Genomic DNA, 19,203 nt, shown 5'->3' with positions numbered 1-19,203 from the left:
TATAAAGTAATGAACATGAAGATAAAAAAATTAGCGATAACTTTTGGTTTGGTTATAGCGACGAAACTTCCATCGTTGGCAGGCGCCAAAGACATTTTAACCAGCACTCCCGTCACGTACATGTTGTCTGAGCAACTCATGAAAGGTACAGGGATAGAGACTCAGTATCTGCCTCCAAAGCGTTACGGCGTTGAGCGTCTTGAAAACTGGTTCGCAAATAAAGGTACAGAGCAAGTTAAGCAAGCGGGTCAAGTCGCGACGGTTGCTATTACTCTTGGTGCGATTTGGAAACAAGACCCGACTTATGTTTACGCTCGACAGGGCAACATTCACTTGATTGAAATCGATGCATCGCAGGCCATTTCTCCTAGAGCTCAAGGAGTTGCAGTACTGACATTGGAAAACGGGTCAACATCGAAGTACGCATGGCTGAACCCTACAAACTTAATCCGAATGGCGGGCATTGTTGGAGAGGATCTACAACGTGTATATCCTGAACACCAAAAGGCGATTCAAACGAATCAACAGGCTCTTATGCTCAATGTGCGTGAACTGATCAACCAACAACAGGCAGAGATCTTCGATAAAGGCATCGATTCAGTGGTACTGATGAGTGAGTCATTAGAGGACTTTGCCTCTGGCAACCAATTGTTTGTGGTTGGGCGCGAATTTAAGCCGGAACTTGAGTGGACAGAAGAAGACAAATTATCTTTAAAAGCTCAGTTTGAACAAGATAAAACGCTATGGTTAGTGACGGATAAACGACCGTCGAAAACCTTGACATCGCTTATTAAACCGAGCCGCATACTGCAAATTGATGTTATTGACCGCTGGGGCAGTAACGGTATCAAAACTGAGAAGCCACTCGCACGTTGGGAGATGTGACACGTAAAAAGCCACAGATTTTATGATGGGGAATGAAAAGTTCCCTATTTTTTTGTGATTAAGTTCAAAATGTGAGCATTGATACCACTGGTTGCATAAGAAAGTGTTTGTTTCATTTCTATTTCATTACTACTTTGTTGTGTGTTCGTTGCGATTGATTCGGATTTAATCTGTTTCTAAGCGAACCGGTACAAACAACTATACGGATGTTAACAATGAAAATGAAAACTCTAGCCGTTGCAGTGGCGGCACTAGCATGTGGTTCACAGGCCTTCGCAGCAGAAGTTTACAACAGCGATGGTACATCTTTATCGATCGGCGGTCACGTTTCAGTTGGCGTGGGTGAGTATTTCGAAGAAGAAGTAAAAGTTCACCAAGTGTCTCCACGTATCAATGTTGCGGGCAAGAAAGACATTGGCAACGGTATCACTATCGACGCTAAAGGCGAATGGGCACTTAACTACCTAAATGGTGGTAGCCAGTCGTTTTCAACTCGTTTGGGCTACATCGGCGCGACCCACCAGCAGTTTGGCCGTTTAGTGGGAGGTACACAGTGGTCTCCGTACTACGATGTCGCTGGCGTTGCGGATCTACCAATCGCGTTCGCGAACGACTTTTTGTACGACAATCACAACAATCTAGGTACTGGTCGTGCTGAAAAAATGATCAGCTACCGTAAAAGCTTTGAGTTTGGCGAAGGTTTTGCTTTCAACCTAGGTCTTGGTTGGCAAGGTGAAAATGATGATAGAGGCCTATCATTACAACAAAACCCTAACACAGGTCTTCCAGAATACGTTTCTAAAGGCAGCAAGTATGACCAACGTGGTCAAATCGCACTGAGCGGCTCTGTTGCGGGCTTTGGTCTAGGCTACGTATACAGCGGCGGTGATGTTGAGAATTCTGGTCTAGGTACTAAAACTGCTGAATCACACCTTGTTTCTGTAAATTACGGTGAGTATGGCTCTGGTCTGTACGCAGCTGTTGTATACGGCATGAACGAATACTTCTACGAGATGCGTGAAGAAACTACTCAGATTGAGGGCCTACTAGCGTACGGAGTCAACAATTGGACGTTCAGCGTTAACTACGAAGGTGTAGAAGACGACAAAGACAACAAGACAGTTTCAAGCGAAACTGCGCTACAAGCAGAGTACGCAGTAACTCCTGCATTCGTTACTTTCGCTGGTTACCAGTTTGACCTAGGTAACGACTACAACAATGAAGAGAACGACTACTGGACTCTAGGTGCTCGTTACTACTTCTAATAAATAGGCCAGTTTCTACTGCCTAAACACATTTATTGTGTTAACGCCTACTCGTTGTGAGTAGGCGTTTTTCTTTCTGCTTTCCTTTGGCTATAAGAGACGCTGGTCGTTCTGTGCTTAGGTAACCCCACTCCTTGTTTAGAGAGTGCGTCTATAAAAAATGCCCGCAACTTGCGGGCATTTTTGTTGTTAGAAGAGATGCAGTTCTATTAATACGCTTATTTTTTATCGAGTAAATCGAGGAAGAAGGCATACTCTAGCGCATCTTCTTTTAAGCGCTTAAATCGACCAGATGCGCCGCCGTGTCCGGCTTCCATATCGGTTTTGAACAACAAGACGTTATCGTCTGTCTTCATTTCACGAAGTTTGGCGACCCACTTCATTGGTTCAAAGTACTGTACTTGAGAGTCGTGCAAGCCAGTCGTTACCAACATGTTCGGGTAGTTTTGCGCCTTGATGTTGTCGTAAGGCGAGTAACTCAACATATAGTCATAGTATGTTTTGTTATTTGGGTTACCCCATTCATCATACTCATTGGTGGTCAATGGAATTGATTCATCGAGCATAGTGGTTACCACGTCCACAAACGGAACATGTGCACCGATACCGCGGTACAGTTCTGGTGCTTGGTTGATGATAGCCCCCATTAAGAGACCTCCTGCAGAGCCACCAACAGCGAAGACTTTATCTTTCGCGCCGTAGCCTTGTTCAACCAAACCTTTAGTCACATCAATAAAGTCGTTGAATGTGTTTTGCTTGGTTAGTTTTTTACCGTCTTCATACCAAGGGCGGCCAAGCATTTCAGATCCACGAATATGAGCAATGGCGTAAACAAAGCCGCGATCCAACAGACTCAAACGTGTCGAGCGGAAAGTTGGCTCAATGGTTGCGCCATAAGATCCATAACCATATTGGTAGAGTGGATTCGTACCATCTTTCTTAAATAAGTCTTTACGATACACCAAAGAAACGGGTACTTCTTTACCGTCACGGGCTGTGACCATGATGCGTTCTGATTGGTAATTGTTAGGATTAAAATCACCAAGTACAGGTGTTTGCTTCATGACTTCTGACCCGCCCGTTTTTAGATCGAAATCGTAGTAGGTTCCTGGAGTGGTTAAACTGCTGTAATAAATACGAACTTTCTCGTTATCCAGCTCTAGGTTACCTGTCAAATAGGCAGCAAACGCATCGTCATTAAATGTGAGGGGGAATTCTTTTCCTGTTGAAAGCTGACGTACAGTGACGCTTGCTAGGCCGTTAGAGCGCTGCTCATAGACGATGTGATCATCGAATAACTCGAAGTCGACAAGTTGAGTGTTGTTGTCTGCCGCAATCACATCTTGCCATTTAGAGCGGTCATGCATGTCATTTTGATGAACTTTCATCAAACGGAAGTTGACGGCTTGATAGTTAGTATAAATGTAGTACCAATCGCCTAGCTTAGAAATACTGTATTCAATGCCATCTTCACGAGGATAGAACGGTTTCGCCTTTGCTTTAGGGTTGTTCGCATCAATAATAGAGACCCCACTGGTTTCTGTACTCGAATGCCAGATATAAATATCTTCGCCATCTTTGCTTTTGCTTAGTGAGGTGTAATAGGCGCTGTCGGTTTCCTCAAAAATCAGCTCATCGCTGCTTTGTGGTGTGCCCAATACATGACGATAAACTTGGTAGCCCAATAAGGTCTGTGGATCTTTTTTGATGTAGTAAAAGGCGTTGTTATCGTTCTGCCATGCGACAGCGCTTGAGGCCCCTTCGATTTCATCTTGTAGGTAATTGCCTGTTGTCAGGTCTTTGATCTTAAGGGTGTACACGCGGCGGCTTAATGTGTCTTCGCCATACGCCAATAAGTTTTCATTCGGACTAACGTATAGGCCGCCGATACTGAAAAATTCATGTTCTTTTGCTAGTTCATTGACATCTAAAATGATTTGTTTGTCTTTGCCTGCAAAGTCTTTAGCTCGCAAATGGACTTCGTACTCGTTATCTCCGGTCACTTCACTGGAGTAGAAGTAGTTGCCTTTACGAACAGGTACTGAGTTGTCGTCTTTTGCGATACGCCCTTTAATTTCTTCAAATAGCGTATCTTGAAGTGTTTCAGTGTGCTTTAGAACGGTTTCTGCGTACTGATTTTCTTTCTCTAGGTGCTGTAAAATTTCAGGGTCTTTACGTTCGTCGTCACGCATCCAGTAGTAGTTATCAACGCGGGTATCGCCATGAATAGTCATCGCGTGAGGGACTTTTTTCGCAACCGGAGCTTGAGTTTGTTGAGCAACGATCTGTGTTTGGGAGTATTGAGTCATGCTAGGAATTCCTTGATTGCTGCATCCGGCGACAAGCGCGACCGAGACGGCCAACGTAGTTAAAGTGAAACGCATCTGATTTTATCCTTATTGTACACCCAAGTGGCCTCATCCTGAGGGCTGGGCTTTCATTTTGTTAGTGGTTTTCAGTTGTCCATTCTTTGTTATGGGGTATGCCGAAAAAGTGAGAATCCTCAATATTTTCGAGTTGGCTACTCAATTTGAAGGAAGCTGAAAACACATTGTGTAAGCAGCTGTTATTTTTAACAAATATCAATTCGAAAGTTAAATCATTCTCATCGGGAAATCGATATAGTGTGATATGAAAAAAGGGACACACTTGTTGAGTGTGTCCCTTTTGGATTTTGAAAGTAAGCTGATAATGATCAGATAACTTGCGGTACTTCGTTTGAGTGATTGTGTGCTCGATTCACCCACATTAGCCCAAGCATTGCAATTACCGACATTGCCATCATCAAAATGCCCAAAGGCATCTGGTTATGCGCTGGAAATAGTGACGCGAGCAAAGTTGCGACACCTGCCCCCAAGTTTTGCATGCCACCCAATGTCGCGCCTGCTGTTCCTGCATGGTATGGGAATGGCGCAATCGCTCCAGTTGTTGCTGCTGGGAAGAGAATGCCCGCACCCAAAAAGTACACGGTTGCGCCTCCAACTAGCGTTAATGCCGTGGTTAAACCAAACAAGCCTGGGATGAGCACAATAGCAGAGCCTACAAAAATAGAGACCAAGCCTACGTTTAAAGCACGACGCTCAGAGCGACGTCTTGCGATGTAGCTAGATAAGCCTGCGCCCACCAAGTAACCTGGGATCGGCAATATAAACAGCAAACTTACCGTTGTTGCAGGTAATTCTAATACCCCACCCAACAACACCCCAGCCGCTGCTTCGAATACACCCACACCAGCGAATGTTGCAACCAGGCAAATCAAAAAGCCTTGAAAGCGACGGTCAGACAAAACGTGTTTGTAGCTTTTGGCTACTGGTTCGAATTTGCGTTTCTCTTTTGGTAGCGTCTCCATCATGCTTGTCATCATGGTGATCACAACCGCGATAGCAAATAGCGCTAAGAACAAGTAGCTCGACCGCCATCCGAAAGCTTCTGTTAGGTAACCGCCTAATACTGGTGCCATTAATGGTGAGAAAATCACACACATGCTAATTAAGCTGTTTGCTCTGTGTAGATCAGAGCCTTCAAAGCAATCGCGAGTCAGAGTGCGTGACATCGCACCGCCGCAGCCAATACCTAAGCCTTGGATAAAGCTACCAATCAAGAACCATTCAAATTGATGTGCAAATAATGCTACCAGTGTACCCGCGATGTAGATAAGCAGCCCGACGATGATGATCGGTTTGCGTCCCAAGCGGTCCGATAGTGTGCCATACGCAAATTGCGACAAGCCATATGGGATTAGGTAACAAGCCATCACAGCTTGAAGTGATGACGCAGATACCAAAAACTCGCCCGCCATATGACCGATTGAAGGCACGTACATTGTCTGGGTCATTTGACCCACGGCAGTCAATATAGCGATTAAAAAGGTAAGTTTCGCTAATGGAAACGAAGCAGACATTTGCGTATCTCTCCAAAAAGTTTAAGACGTAAAAACCCTTAGCGCTCTTTTACAGAGTGCCAACTGACTTCTTGTGTTGCGGGGATATTTGCGCGAGATAATAGTGCTTGCTTGTATAATTAGCAATCGAAAAGTGTGAAGTTGAGCAAGATAAAAATCTATGATTTCAATTAGAAAAACTAATCCGATTTTGTTTTCAAAAAGCGGTGCATTTCTTTGTCTAATTACGTTAAATCTTTTACTTTTCGTGAATAGAATGAGCCTTATAGGTAACTGGTTTTAATGGTTAAAGTGCAAAAATAAAGCGTCTGCTCGGTTGAGCTGAGTTCAAGATGAAACGAGTGAATAAAAGGTAGAGGAAAGCATCAGAAAGAAAAGGGAGCCGAAGCTCCCTTAGAAATGATTATGTCTATTCGCGCTCAGATGCGTATGCGTAAAGCATTTCTAGTGCGATGGTTGCTCCCGCTAGTGCGGTAACATCACTGTGGTCGTATGGAGGCGATACTTCGACAACATCCATACCCACGATATTCATGCCGGCTAAACCACGAATAATTTTCAGCGCTTTGTCTGAGTTCAAGCCACCACAAACTGGTGTACCAGTTCCCGGTGCGAAGGCCGGGTCTAAGCAGTCGATGTCAAAAGTAACATACACTGGCTTGTCTGCGACGGTGCGACGAATTTCTTCTAGGATCTCGTTCACCGACATGTCATTCGCTTGCATCGCATTAATCACATTGAAGCCGTGATCTTGCTGTTTGTACTCCGTACGAATGCCGATTTGTATTGAGTTCTTCGCTGAGATCAAACCTTCTTTCGGCGCATGGTAGAACATCGTACCGTGGTCGTATGAACTGCCATTTGCATAGGTGTCCGTATGAGCATCAAAGTGAATCAAAGCCATTTGGCCATGATGCTTCGCATAGGCACGTAGGATAGGTAGCGTGATGAAGTGGTCACCGCCCAATCCCAACATGGTTTTACCACTTTTTAGAATTTCACTGGTTGCCGCTTCAAGGCGGTAAGTAAAATCTTCCGCATCACCGCAATCGAACACGAGATCACCTGCGTCGATCACTTTCAGTTTATCCAATACGTTGAAGCTCCACGGGAACTTCTTACCTTCCCATGCCAAGTTGACTGAGGCACGGCGAATTGCATCTGGACCCATACGCGCACCTGGACGACCAGATGTTGCCATGTCCAGAGGGACTCCCAACACCACAACGTCTGCGTCTGCCGATACCGGGTTACGAATGTACGGCAGACGTAAAAACGACATAGAGTTGGAGTAAAGCGAATAATCAGTTTTAGTAAACAAATCATTCATATCAGAAGTCCTCTAAATAGGTGTATCCTGCTAGACCTTGTTCTAGTTCTGCTAGGATTTGTGCTTGTTCATTGGCTTCAACTCGCTGTGAAACCAATTGTTTATAATTGTCACGAATCGCATCCACGTCGATATGAACGTAGCGCATCATGTCTTCTACACTATCACCTTCGTTGATGTAACTGATCTCAAATTGATCATGTTCATCAACATTGACTACAGCACTGTGGGTATCACCAAATAGGTTGTGCATGTCACCAAGGATTTCTTGGTATGCGCCTACTAGGAAAAAGCCCATTAGGTACGGTTTGTCTTTGCTCCAAGCTGGTACAGGTAGCGTGCTCTCGATGCCTTGACCATCAACGTAGTGATCGATCGCGCCATCAGAGTCACATGTGATGTCCAACATCACTGCACGACGCTCTTCCGCCTCGCCAAGACCAGAAAGTGGCAGAACAGGGAACACCTGATCAATACCCCAAGCATCTGGTAGAGATTGGAAGAGAGAAAAGTTCACGAAGAACTTATCCGCAAGACGTTCGCTCAACTCGTCCAGAATCGGACGGTGGAAGCGATTCTTAGTGCTCATCTTGCGGCTTAATTCGAAGTAAATGCGTAGTGACAATTGTTCTGCCCACGCACGTTGTTCCAAGTTAAGCACACCTGTAGCAAATTGAGAGTGCACTTCTGCCAAATCACTTTGGGTATCATTGTAAATCTCAATTAACGCACGAGCGTCTGTACCATCTTGCAAGTTTTCCCAGTTTCGCCACATGTTTTGTAGCAAAAGCGGAGCGTCATCATCAAGCTCATGTACTTCTTCCGGTAGGTACGACTCGGTACCAATTACGTTAGAAATCAACACAGCGTGGTGCGCTGTTAGCGAGCGACCCGATTCCGAAATGATCACTGGCATTGGTTGTTCGTATTGCAGACACACATCGCCCACTGTGTTGACGATATTACGTGCGTATTCTGCAAGGCCGTAGTTCATCGAATTCGATGATTGGCTGCGTGTGCCGTCATAATCCACTGCCAAGCCGCCGCCCACATCGAAGTACTCGATGTTTGCACCGAGTGCGCGTAGTTCGCAGTAGAAACGTGCAGACTCGTTCACACCATTGCGTACATCACGGATGTTTGCCATCTGTGAACCAAGGTGGAAGTGAACCAGTTGCATCGCGTCTAGGTTGCCTTCGCGTTTAAGACGTTCAATAACGCTAAGCACTTGCGATGCTGATAAACCAAACTTCGATTTTTCACCGCCACTTGCTTGCCATTTCCCTGCGCCTTGAGAGGCGAGGCGAATGCGTAAACCAAGGCGCGGTTTTACGCCCAAACTTTTCGCTTCTTCTAGTACCAGATCCAGCTCAGAAAGCTTCTCTAGTACGATGAATACCTTGTGACCCAGCTTTTCACCGATCAGTGCAAGACGCACATACTCACGGTCTTTGTAGCCATTACACACGATCACGGAGCTACCTTGTTGAGCCAATGCAAGTACCGCCAACAATTCTGGCTTGCTACCCGCTTCAAGACCAAGCTGCTTGGTTTCTAGTTGAGCTTGGCTCGCTAGAATTTCATCCACCACTTCACGTTGTTGGTTTACTTTAATTGGGTACACCAACAAGTATTTGTTTGGATATTGGTATTCTTCAATTGCTTGGTTGAATGCGTGGCAAATACCATGCACACGTTGGTGCACGATTTGCGGGAAGCGTACTAATACAGGCAGATTTAACTGCTTCGCTTCTAGCTCATTTACAATAGCGCTGAAAGGGATTTGATGTGCACGATCACTACGTGGTGATACATATACTTCGCCTTGGTCATCAATGCCGTAGAAACCTTGGCTCCAGTAGTGAACGTTGTAGTCCGCGCGGATGCGGTCTAATTTAGTTGCTTTTTCCAACTCGATTCTCACAAAAATGTACTTAACTCCTTAATTAATTAGAAGGAAAAGTACAAAAAAGCAAATCATGAGGCATTTACCTCATACCCTGACACGAACTCCGTGTGCGCGCATTAACGGATAAAAGGGTCCTTGAGTCTAATGATTAAAATCTATCATCTCGATTATGATTTGTTGTCGTCGCTACGTGTGAATATTTGTTTACCGAAGCGTCCATTCTGCTGTTATAGTTGGTCTGACCAGTAAGGGTTCGGTCATGAAGCATCTCACTAAAATAAGGACATATTTTGCAGCTGCACAGAATTCAGGGGTACATTCAGACCATGTATCTCGCCGAATATCCCGATAAATTATTGTTGCTTGATGGTGCCAGTCGAGCAGACATCCCTCATCTTAAAGACTTTATTGAACATCAACTCCATCGTCCTTTTTCTGACCTAAAGTTGGTTGTTGTGACCCACATGCATCCAGACCATGCTGGTGGTGCGCACAAACTACGTGATTTAACAGGATGCAAGCTATTGGCCGCAAAGCGAGAGAGCCAGTGGTATAGCGGTATAGACGGTTGGCTAATGCATTTGACCGATTTGATGTTAGCACGCTGGATGGCGAATCGGATGCGTAAACCAAAGCAAAACCTGTGGTATTCCCGCAAGCTAAAGCCAGATATTGAACTTATTGATGGACAGTTTATTCCTGGATTTGATGATTGGCAGGTGCTAGAAACGCTAGGGCATACTGATCGAGATCTGTCGGTTTATCATTCTGAACAAGATGTGTTGTATGTGGCGGATTTAATGGTGCAGGTGAAAAAGCATCTGATTGCGCCGTTTCCCATATTTCATCCGAATCAATATCGGCAATCATTAAAGCGTGTGTTTGAGATGAATCCGCAATGTTTGCTTTTGGCACATGGGGGAGAGGTGACTTTGGATGAAAAAGCGTATCAGCACATTTTGAATACAGCGCCGACTAAGCCAATGACGCACTGGCGAGTGACAAAAGTTAAAGCGAAGGGATTGTTGTTTGCGTTATTTCGTAGGAAGTAGGCGAAGATAAAGCCAGACAAGTGATGCTCAACAAAAACGTTCGATCACTCATCTGAAGCTACGGGGTTAAGATGCCAATAAGTGAGATTGGCTAGGATCAACGAGCACTTTGTCTGCCATGCCCTGACGACCTAACAGCATCATGTAAGTCATTTTTTCACGGTTAGTCAACGTAATGTCGATTGGCCATTGTTGGTCGCCCATACGCAGCATCGTCGTGATCACGCAGCGGTGTTCAAAAGTACCGTTAGAAGATTTAACCTTACGGTTTGCTTTTAGTTTCGCTGTGCAGCGAACCACTTGTTCTAAATGGTATACATCTGGGTGTAGATCGAATGCAACATAAGACTGACCATCTTTTTCAAAGCAATCAATATTGTCTACATGTAATGAAGAGGTTTGAGCGCCTGTATCAATACGCGCTTCAAGGTGAGTAATCCCTAACTCTGGCAAGCAAATAGCTTCGGCATTCCCAATGATCATTTTCTGATTCATAGTGTCATCCTAGCGACGAGTAACAAGAGAGCCGGTTTTTGGCTCTCTTGTACGTTAAACAAAAATCAACCTTTACCGCGAGTACGGTTTGAATTTGGCTTAGCGTTTTTCTCGATAAAATCGAAGATCATACCTGCAATGTTTTTACCCGTTGCTAGTTCGATGCCTTCTAGACCAGGGGAAGAATTCACTTCCATTACCACTGGGCCATTTTTAGATTGAAGGATATCCACACCACAAAGGTTCAAGCCCATCACTTTCGCTGCATTTACAGCGGTCGCACGCTCTTCTTTGCTCAAACGCACGAGTTGTGCAGAGCCACCACGGTGAAGGTTAGAACGGAACTCGCCTTCTTTCGCTTGGCGCTTCATTGCGGCAATCACCTTATTTCCGACAACAAAACAACGGATGTCCGCGCCTTTTGCTTCTTCGATAAATTCTTGCACCATGATGTTAGCTTTCAAACCCATGAAAGCTTCAATCACGCTTTCTGCCGCTTTATTTGTTTCAGCAAGTACAACACCAATGCCTTGAGTGCCTTCTAGCAATTTAATCACTAGAGGTGCGCCACCAACGTTTTTGATCACGTCCTGAATATTGTCAGGATGGTGAGCAAAGCCAGTGCGTGGCAAACCGATGCCTTTACGTGATAGCAGTTGTAATGAGCGCAACTTGTCACGAGAGCGGCTGATCGCGACAGATTCGTTGACACAAAATGTACCCATCATTTCAAACTGACGTACAACAGCAGTGCCGTAAAACGTAATAGATGCCCCAATACGCGGAATAACAGCATCGTATTGCGGTAATTCTTCACCCTTGTAGCGGATCTTAGGGTTGTTGCTCGTAATGTCCATATAACAGTGAAGCGTGTCGATCACATCGATTTGATGCCCACGTTCTTCACCCGCCTGTTTTAGGCGCATGGTTGAATATAAATTCTCATTACGAGAGAGAATAGCAATACGCATGGCAATTCCTTAGTAAGTCAGTACCAAATTAAAATATAAGTATAGAGCATAGAATGCAGTAGGCAGGTGATCATGTTATGACATAACCTACTTACTTCAACGATTTAGAATTGTGGTTGAACAACCACGTCGTCAGAGGTGCGCACCTTAGGGCGTTTTTTTGTGAGATGAAAACGAAAAAGCATCGTCGACACGACAAAAATATTTTATCGAACGCTCACGCCTTGCGGTATGAGACTGTCAAGGGTGAGATAAATAAAATTGAGCAAAAATTTCATCGCTTTGTCACGAATTATCGCTTAAAAAAGCGGCCAATTTGACCGCTGTTTTTAGCTGTTTTGATAGTGACTTAAAAAAAGTTCCGCCGTTTGGGTAGCTAACAGCCTAGATTCTTCATTCGACAAAGAGGGGCGAATTCCCATTAACTGTGGCCAGAATGCACTGCCTTTAAGTAAGTTGTGCAATTGAGTGCTTGCTATATGTACATCATCAATTTGCAAAGCGCCACTGTTCGATTTCTCAGTAAGCCAGCGGTACAGGGCGGTTTCCTGTTTCGACATTTGTTCTGCTTGTTCTTTGAGATCTTCCGGCTTAAATAAGAAGTGCCCAAATGCCACTTTTGCCAGCTCAATATAGTTTGGTTCCGTTACCACAATGATCTCGCTGTAGAGTAATTCAATCAATTGATCTTTGAGTGGCAGAGTGGCCAAGCGTTTAATATCGCTTTCCATCATTGACGAACGCCAAAGCTCAGTCAGCAACTCCGTCACGATCGCTTCCTTAGAAGGGAAGTGATTATAGACCGTGCGCTTAGAGACTTGTGCGATTGCAGAGAGCTTATCCATGCTGGTGTTTTGCACCCCAAACTCTTGGAACGCTTGCCTTGCCGCGCACAAGATGGCTTCTCTTTTGGTTTCGCTACGACTTTTTCTTTTTACATTCATAAGCTTGCTAAGTTAAGAAGATCATTTCTTGATCTATTTTACACTAAGTAGTTTACTTTTGATAATTAGAATGTAAACTGCACCGTGTAGTTTACTTTTGTTCGGGTTAACTTTTTATGAAAAAAACTTTGCTAGCCACAGTAGGAGCGTTCGCGATGGGTACATCAATGATTTCTTGTTCTAATGTTGATACTGAAAAAGCGCCAACATACCCGGACAAATTTGCAAATACAGAGTTGGAATACAAAAGCGGTTTGGGCGACATGTTCGAAATCATGAAAGCGTATTTTACGACTGAGCGCCTTAACCCAACACCAACGATTGAAATTCCAGTGCATGTGATCACAGCGCGGCAACTGTTAGAAGAGCAAGATGACGTCATCTATCGTCTGGGTCACTCAAGCGTATTAATGAAGCTCGATGGAAAACTGGTGATGACTGACCCTGTATTCAGTGATCGCGCGTCTCCTGTACAATGGGCAGGGCCAAAACGCTTTCACCAAACCCCCATCACGATAGAAGATTTGCCAACTATCGATGTGGTGGTGATCAGTCATGACCATTACGATCACCTAGATAAAGCTTCTATTAAAGTGCTAGGCGACAAGGTGGGCACTTTCTTGGTGCCGTTAAAAGTTGGCCAATTACTGGTGAATTGGGGTGTACCCAAAGAGAAAGTGATCGAACTAGACTGGTGGGAGTCACACTCTGTTGACGGCATTGAATATACACTAACTCCGACTCAGCATTTCTCTGGTCGAGGTTTGACAGACCGCGATACGACGCTGTGGGGCAGTTGGGTTATCAATGCACAACAACACAAAGTGTTCTTCAGTGGTGACTCTGGTTACTTCAATGGCTTTAAAGAAATTGGCGAAAAGTACGGTCCATTTGACTTCACCATGATTGAAACAGGTGCGTACAATGAACTCTGGTCAGACATTCACATGTTCCCAGAGCAAAGCGTTCAAGCACACATCGATGTGCAGGGCAAAGTTATGATGCCGATCCATAACAGCACGTTTGATTTATCGATGCACGATTGGAATGAACCGATGCAACGCGCGTTAGACATCAGTGAAGAGCGCGGTGTAACGTTAGTTAGCCCTGAGATCGGTCAACGCTTGGCGATTGCGGAGCCTCAGCCTGCTCAGGCATGGTGGCAATAATTGCTGAACTAAACAGCCAAACACCAGAATAGTTAAGTCACTTATCAGTAGTTACTATTAGTAGTTACGTGGTCAGGGATAAGGATAAAGGTGCGATGAAAGCAAAGTGGACGTTGTTACTTACATTAAGCATTCTGCCGACCTTTGCACTAGCAGGGGTAGAGCAAGATATCTCGACGTTGATAAAACGAGTTGAGCAATCCTCTTGCACCTTTATCCGCAACGGCAAGGCGTACACTAATCAAGAAGCGGCAGAACACATGCGCAATAAATGGGATTACGCCAAAGATGACGTTGATTCCGTGGATGTGTTTATAAAAGAGGTCGCGTCAAAGAGCTGGTTATCTGGCAAACCATATTGGGTGGATTGCCAAGAGGAACGCATTACCAGCGAAGAGTGGCTAACATCATTGATGCGCGCCACCGATCACATCCAATAACACTTCTTTGATGGTCTGATAGCGCAGAGGTAGAGCACGACTGCGCTTACGAACTAGAAATAGCTCTTCACATACAGTGTTTTTCAATTGAGCAATGTGTAACGTGTCTTTTAGCGGAAAATTGTCGACCGCACTTTGAGGCAGCACGGTGAAGCCAAGTCCTTTGCTGACAGGCAGCAAAATTTGGCTCAATTGATTTACGTAGCCGGATAATGGTAAATCGCTCATCTTAATTTCTTGGAGCTGTGGTTCTTCACATTGGTCAAAAAAAAGTGTCATGTAATGCTCGGCATCAGGGTGGCTAATGACACCACAGTCATGCAAGAGTTGTGGCGTTATCTGCTTATTTTGATATTGCTTTGGCAGAACCAAGCACAACCTCTCTTTACCAATTCGCTCACTGTGAAACAGACCTTTGTTGGGAACGTCAGTCACGATACCAATATCAATGTGCCCTTGCGTTATGGCGTTGAGAATAGATTGATTTGGCGCGGCTTCTAAATGTAACGATAAGCTCGGGTGCTGTTTTTGCTTCTCCAAAATGGGCCCATACAACATTAACGCCATTGCACCAGAACAAGCCAGTTTACAATGGCCTGAAAACGCATCATCAAAACTGAGCTCTTCGAGCAGCTTCTTCTCTCTATCTTCTAACTCGAGCGCATATGCGTAGACAATCCTGCCTTGCTCGGTTAATTCGAAGCTTTTTTTTTCGCGCTTGATCAAGGCATGCTGACAGCTTTGCTCTAATTTTTTGATGTGTTGGCTGACGCCAGGCTGAGTCATAAAAAGTTTTTCTGCCGTTTGCGTAAAATGACCGACTTCAATCAATGTCTTAAATGTATGTAACCAAACAGGATTAAGCATAGTGTGTGATTTTCTGAGAGCTTTGTTGGGAGACGTAAAGAAAATGATAGCACGGTGTTTTATGAAAACAGAGAAGACTTAAACGATAAAAGATGAATCGTTATCAATACATTACAGACAAAATAAAACCCCGCCTGGTTTCCCAGACGGGGCTTATTCTTTTTCGCAGCAATCCAGCTACTAATAGGTGCTCCCTGCATCTATCCTTGATTGTGGCTAAGTCCTTTAACCGAGTTCCTTGTTCATCGCCTTCCTAGCGGTGTCCATTCTTGCCTATCATCCTGACGGGCGAACTCTATCCTAGAGCTTAACTACATCCTTGCTGACAACTCATCCTAAGTTATCAAATCTTCATCCTGAAGATACCCAATCCTTTAGGCTTTTTTCCTGTTCCCGCCAACATCCTTTCGACAAATTGAGTATTGATGTTTTGCTGATTTGACTCAATTAACTTTTCTAAATTATTTTTACTTATTATTTTAAGTGAATTTAAATATTACTTTTAAATCATATATTTAATGTTTTTTCTGGCATTGCTCTTAGAGGTGATTAATCTATTTGCTTACAACTCTTGTAAGAGATCTCGCACAAGTTTGGTGGTGAATGTATTAATGTGCGCTTTTTGTTCCGAGTTCTGTGGATTGAACTGGATCACAATGCGTTAAAAGGGAGACGATAAAGATGAAAGTGAATTGATCTTGAGTAGAGATTTGTTTGAAAAGAAATAAAAATTCTTGCGGTTTTTATAAACAGTATGGTAAATCTGAAATGCCCACCTTGTTAATCCTTATTAAGATTCAATGACAGTATAAGTAGGGAACTTGATTGCCATTTTTCTGTCATATCTGGTGAGTAAGTTAACCGTGTCAGATAGATAATATGCCGTTTGCCAGTAAAAACAGGCTGCAAGAAACCGGTAATTATCATTATGTTGTGAAATTGGTCACGGTTAAATGATTGATTCCCTTATAGATTGAAGGGGATACGACCTTAGACAATAAGCTCCATGAGGAGCGTTACTTATATAAGATGAGGGACTTTACTATGAAAAAGACTAGAAGAGCTCAGCTACATCGTGTGCGTATTCAATACTGGAAAGACACGAAAGACGCCCCAGCTAAAAAATCATAGTTAATTATACCTAAAGGCACGAGCTGGCTGTGGAACGCAGTTTCCCGTTGATTGCCAGCTCAAAAACGCCACAATCACTCCGCGCAACTTCCCAAGCACCCTATTTTTAATATCGCATTCTTCCAAAAATAAAAAAGCCAGTCTTAAGACCAGCTTTCTCTACCATTTACTGAGCTCTGCGTATTACAGGTTGCCCTTTAGTTACAGGTAGTTGGCGTCAACTAGTTCGCCCGCTTGCGCGCTTTTCACTTCTGGGCGTGCTTCTAACCATTTGATAACTTGCGCTTTCTGTTCTTCAGTCGCACTGCCGTAACGGTCAGTAGAACATAGGAAGCCTTCAAACAGTTCTAGACCACCGCCACCGAAGCAAAGACCAAGCTCGTCAATGTAGTCGATAAAGTCATCAACGAATGCATCGTAACGGTCGAAGTCGTTAATGTCTGTTTCACAGCTGATCTCGAAACCTAGGATTGCGAACTCACCTAAGAACAGCTTTTTACGGATACGACGGCTCTTGTTATCGATCTTGTCTAATTTCATGATTATCTCTCGTAGATGATTTGATTTCGTACACCTTATACCTTCTATCACACTTTAGCCCAAGTAAAATCAGAATGAAGCGATACAGTTGGTTGTTATGTGACCAGAATTTAATTGCTTCGTTAGCTGTGTTGGTTTGGTTGGCAGTATTGTTGAAACACAAGTTTCATATGTTTTAAGCACTTTTGTCATTTTTCTTATCCAAACTTCTTGCCGTTCAACTAATCACTTATTTATTAATTAAACTATAAGATCGGGAAAGTAAAAATGAGCAAGGAAACCTTTGACGCGACGCGTTATAACCAAAGTGAAAACAAACCATTTGAAGAAGTATTAGAAGCGAGCCTATCTCGACGCAGCATTCTGAAAGGTGGTTTAGGTATCAGTGCGATGACAGCGTTTGGTGCTTTCGGATTGGCTGGTTGTAACTCGTCTGACTCAGGGAGTACAGTAAGCAGTGGTTCGGGCGCATCTAAAGCCGTTCTTAACTTTGAATCTATCCCTGGCTCACTCACTGACGCAGTTTCAATTCCACAAGGCTACACCGCACAAGTACTAGTACCTTGGGGAACACCACTTAATGCACAAGGCAGCGCATGGCAAAATGATGGTACCAACACCAGTACCGATCAGTTAAATGCACTAGGCATGCACCATGACGGCATGCATTTTTTCCCATTGAACGATAGCACTACAGATGGCTTGCTATGTATTAACCACGAGTACATCGACACATCAGCACTGCATCCAAACGGTCCGACGGTTGAAAATGGCGTACGTACCATTGTAGATGAAGTGCGCAAAGAGATTAACGCGCACGGTGTATCAGTGGTTCGCATTCAACTGGAAGACAACATGTGGAAGTTGGTTGATACCGACCCACTAAACCGTCGTTATACTGGTGCGACAGTCATGGATTTGTCTGGCCCGGTAGCCCACACATCTTTAACTGTCACTCGTTTCTCACCAGATGGCAGCCAAGCGCGTGGTACGTTAAACAACTGTGGCAACGGCTACACGCCGTGGGGCACTTACTTAACGTGTGAAGAGAACTGGCCTGGTTACTTTGTTAACGCCGGGACTCGCACAGAAGAGCAAGATCGCATTGGTGTTGATGACCAAAGCACACGCTACTTGTGGGAGACATTAGCAGGTAATGCAGAAGAGCGTCTTGATGAGTTCTCTCGCTTTAATGTGGCTCCAACAGGAGCAAGTGCGATGGATGATTACCGTAATGAAGCCAATGGTCACGGTTACATTGTCGAGATTGACCCTTACACGCAAAACTCACGTGCGAAGAAACGTACTGCGCTAGGTCGTTTCCGTCACGAGGGCTGTACTTTCGGTAAGCTTGAAGAAGGCAAACCAGTGGTATTTTATTCTGGTCACGATTCTCGCTTTGAATACCTATACAAATTTGAATCTGCGGCAGCGTGGGATCCAGCAGATGCTAACCCTGATAACCGCTTGGCGATGGGTGACAAGTACATGGACGAAGGCACACTGTATGTGGCGCGCTTCAATGAAGACAGCACAGGTACTTGGTTACCATTAACGCTTGATAGCGTAACAACCGCTGGTGGTACGTTAGCGGATCACTTTGATTCACTGGCTGAAATTATCATCAATACTGCGGGTGCGGCGGATTTAGTTGGGGCAACACCAATGGATCGACCAGAGTGGTGTACGGTTGATCCATTCACGGGTTCAGTATATTTAACATTGACGAACAATACGCGCCGTACAGATGAAACCAACCCTGCGAATCCACGTTTGAATAATAAGTTTGGTCATGTTATTCGTTGGGATGAAGGTGCTTCAGCAACTGACTTTACTTGGGATATCTTTGTGTTTGGTTCGCCAGCAAATGGTGATGCAGATACCAACCGTTCTGGCTTGAATGAGTTAAACCAGTTTGCGAGCCCAGACGGATTAGCGTTTGATGGCCGTGGTATTTTGTGGATTCAGACTGATAACGGCGCAGATGAAGTCACGTCTTACACCAATGATCAAATGTTGGCTGTTGTTCCATCTAAGCTAACAGATGAGAATGGTGATCAAGCTGTGATTGGTGCGGATAATCAAGCTGAATTGAAACGCTTCTTTGTCGGACCAAATGGTTGTGAAGTAACAGGCTTTACCATCAGCCCTGATTACAAATCATTGTTTGTGAATATTCAGCACCCAGGCAACTGGCCATACAGTGAAGATGCAGCCGAAGAAACGCCTGCTGGTGTTTCTGTGCGCCCACGAGCGGCGACAGTGGTTATTCGACGTGAAGACGGTGGAGAGATTGCAGTTTAA

The 19,203-nt window shown here is 44.4% G+C and carries 15 protein-coding genes; 6 read left to right on the top strand and 9 right to left on the bottom strand.

Going from position 1 to position 19,203, the window contains the following annotated elements; all coding sequences use genetic code 11:
- Positions 1-15 precede the first annotated feature (15 nt).
- Positions 16-885, top strand: a complete 870-nt coding sequence (locus R7E78_RS17250; protein ID WP_262642707.1) for a metal ABC transporter solute-binding protein, Zn/Mn family — start codon at positions 16-18, stop codon at positions 883-885.
- A 215-nt stretch (positions 886-1,100) separates the two neighbouring features.
- Positions 1,101-2,150 carry a porin gene (locus R7E78_RS17245; protein WP_005374238.1) on the top strand — a complete coding sequence of 350 codons (1,050 nt, stop codon included), beginning with the start codon at positions 1,101-1,103 and terminating at the stop codon, positions 2,148-2,150.
- A gap of 218 nt (positions 2,151-2,368) precedes the next feature.
- Here the strand turns inward: R7E78_RS17245 and R7E78_RS17240 are convergent, their stop codons facing one another.
- The 4 genes from R7E78_RS17240 to speA form a co-directional block, all read right to left on the bottom strand.
- Positions 2,369-4,534, bottom strand: coding sequence for a S9 family peptidase (locus R7E78_RS17240; protein WP_151515839.1), 2,166 nt, complete (start codon positions 4,532-4,534; stop codon positions 2,369-2,371).
- Positions 4,535-4,845: 311 nt separating this feature from the next.
- The gene (gene emrD, locus R7E78_RS17235) at positions 4,846-6,051 is read right to left on the bottom strand and encodes a multidrug efflux MFS transporter EmrD (RefSeq protein WP_005374234.1); all 1,206 of its coding nucleotides are present in this window, start codon (positions 6,049-6,051) and stop codon (positions 4,846-4,848) included.
- Between the two features lie 409 nt (positions 6,052-6,460).
- Complete coding sequence (gene speB / locus R7E78_RS17230) at positions 6,461-7,381, bottom strand: agmatinase (protein ID WP_005374233.1); 921 nt, start codon at positions 7,379-7,381, stop codon at positions 6,461-6,463.
- 1 nt (position 7,382) lies between these two features.
- On the bottom strand, positions 7,383-9,293 hold the full coding sequence (gene speA, locus R7E78_RS17225) for an arginine decarboxylase (RefSeq protein ID WP_411913759.1): 1,911 nt from the start codon (positions 9,291-9,293) through the stop codon (positions 7,383-7,385).
- 323 nt (positions 9,294-9,616) lie between these two features.
- Here speA and R7E78_RS17220 point away from each other — a divergent pair, with 323 nt between their 5' ends.
- Complete coding sequence (locus R7E78_RS17220; RefSeq protein WP_213877023.1) at positions 9,617-10,342, top strand: MBL fold metallo-hydrolase; 726 nt, start codon at positions 9,617-9,619, stop codon at positions 10,340-10,342.
- Between the two features lie 66 nt (positions 10,343-10,408).
- On the opposite strand, the gene R7E78_RS17215 is transcribed toward R7E78_RS17220, so the two are convergent.
- From R7E78_RS17215 to R7E78_RS17205, 3 genes are all read right to left on the bottom strand, one after another.
- A complete protein-coding gene (locus tag R7E78_RS17215; RefSeq protein WP_005384193.1) occupies positions 10,409-10,837 on the bottom strand; it encodes an ATP-dependent zinc protease in 429 nt (142 codons plus the stop codon).
- 65 nt (positions 10,838-10,902) lie between these two features.
- Positions 10,903-11,808, bottom strand: coding sequence for a 30S ribosomal protein S6--L-glutamate ligase (gene rimK, locus R7E78_RS17210; protein ID WP_005374224.1), 906 nt, complete (start codon positions 11,806-11,808; stop codon positions 10,903-10,905).
- 329 nt (positions 11,809-12,137) lie between these two features.
- Positions 12,138-12,752 carry a TetR/AcrR family transcriptional regulator gene (locus R7E78_RS17205; RefSeq protein ID WP_025768062.1) on the bottom strand — a complete coding sequence of 205 codons (615 nt, stop codon included), beginning with the start codon at positions 12,750-12,752 and terminating at the stop codon, positions 12,138-12,140.
- Positions 12,753-12,907: 155 nt separating this feature from the next.
- Here R7E78_RS17205 and R7E78_RS17200 point away from each other — a divergent pair, with 155 nt between their 5' ends.
- Together R7E78_RS17200 and R7E78_RS17195 are read left to right on the top strand one after the other, a co-directional pair.
- Entirely contained in the window at positions 12,908-13,921 is a 1,014-nt protein-coding gene (locus R7E78_RS17200; RefSeq protein ID WP_053349394.1) for an MBL fold metallo-hydrolase, read from the top strand.
- 95 nt (positions 13,922-14,016) lie between these two features.
- Complete coding sequence (locus R7E78_RS17195; protein ID WP_033906240.1) at positions 14,017-14,361, top strand: DUF5329 family protein; 345 nt, start codon at positions 14,017-14,019, stop codon at positions 14,359-14,361.
- Here the strand turns inward: R7E78_RS17195 and R7E78_RS17190 are convergent.
- Positions 14,329-15,228: a LysR family transcriptional regulator gene (locus R7E78_RS17190; protein ID WP_318058102.1), complete on the bottom strand. Its 900-nt coding sequence runs from the start codon at positions 15,226-15,228 to the stop codon at positions 14,329-14,331. The two genes, R7E78_RS17195 and R7E78_RS17190, sit on opposite strands and share 33 nt — an antisense overlap.
- A 1,332-nt stretch (positions 15,229-16,560) precedes the next feature.
- Positions 16,561-16,899, bottom strand: coding sequence for a YggL family protein (locus tag R7E78_RS17185; protein WP_005374208.1), 339 nt, complete (start codon positions 16,897-16,899; stop codon positions 16,561-16,563).
- 267 nt (positions 16,900-17,166) lie between these two features.
- Here R7E78_RS17185 and R7E78_RS17180 point away from each other — a divergent pair, with 267 nt between their 5' ends.
- The gene (locus R7E78_RS17180; protein WP_017635525.1) at positions 17,167-19,203 is read left to right on the top strand and encodes a PhoX family protein; all 2,037 of its coding nucleotides are present in this window, start codon (positions 17,167-17,169) and stop codon (positions 19,201-19,203) included.

The organism is Vibrio sp. YT-19(2023), from assembly GCF_033337395.1.
This window is presented reverse-complemented; position numbering and strand designations above follow the sequence as displayed.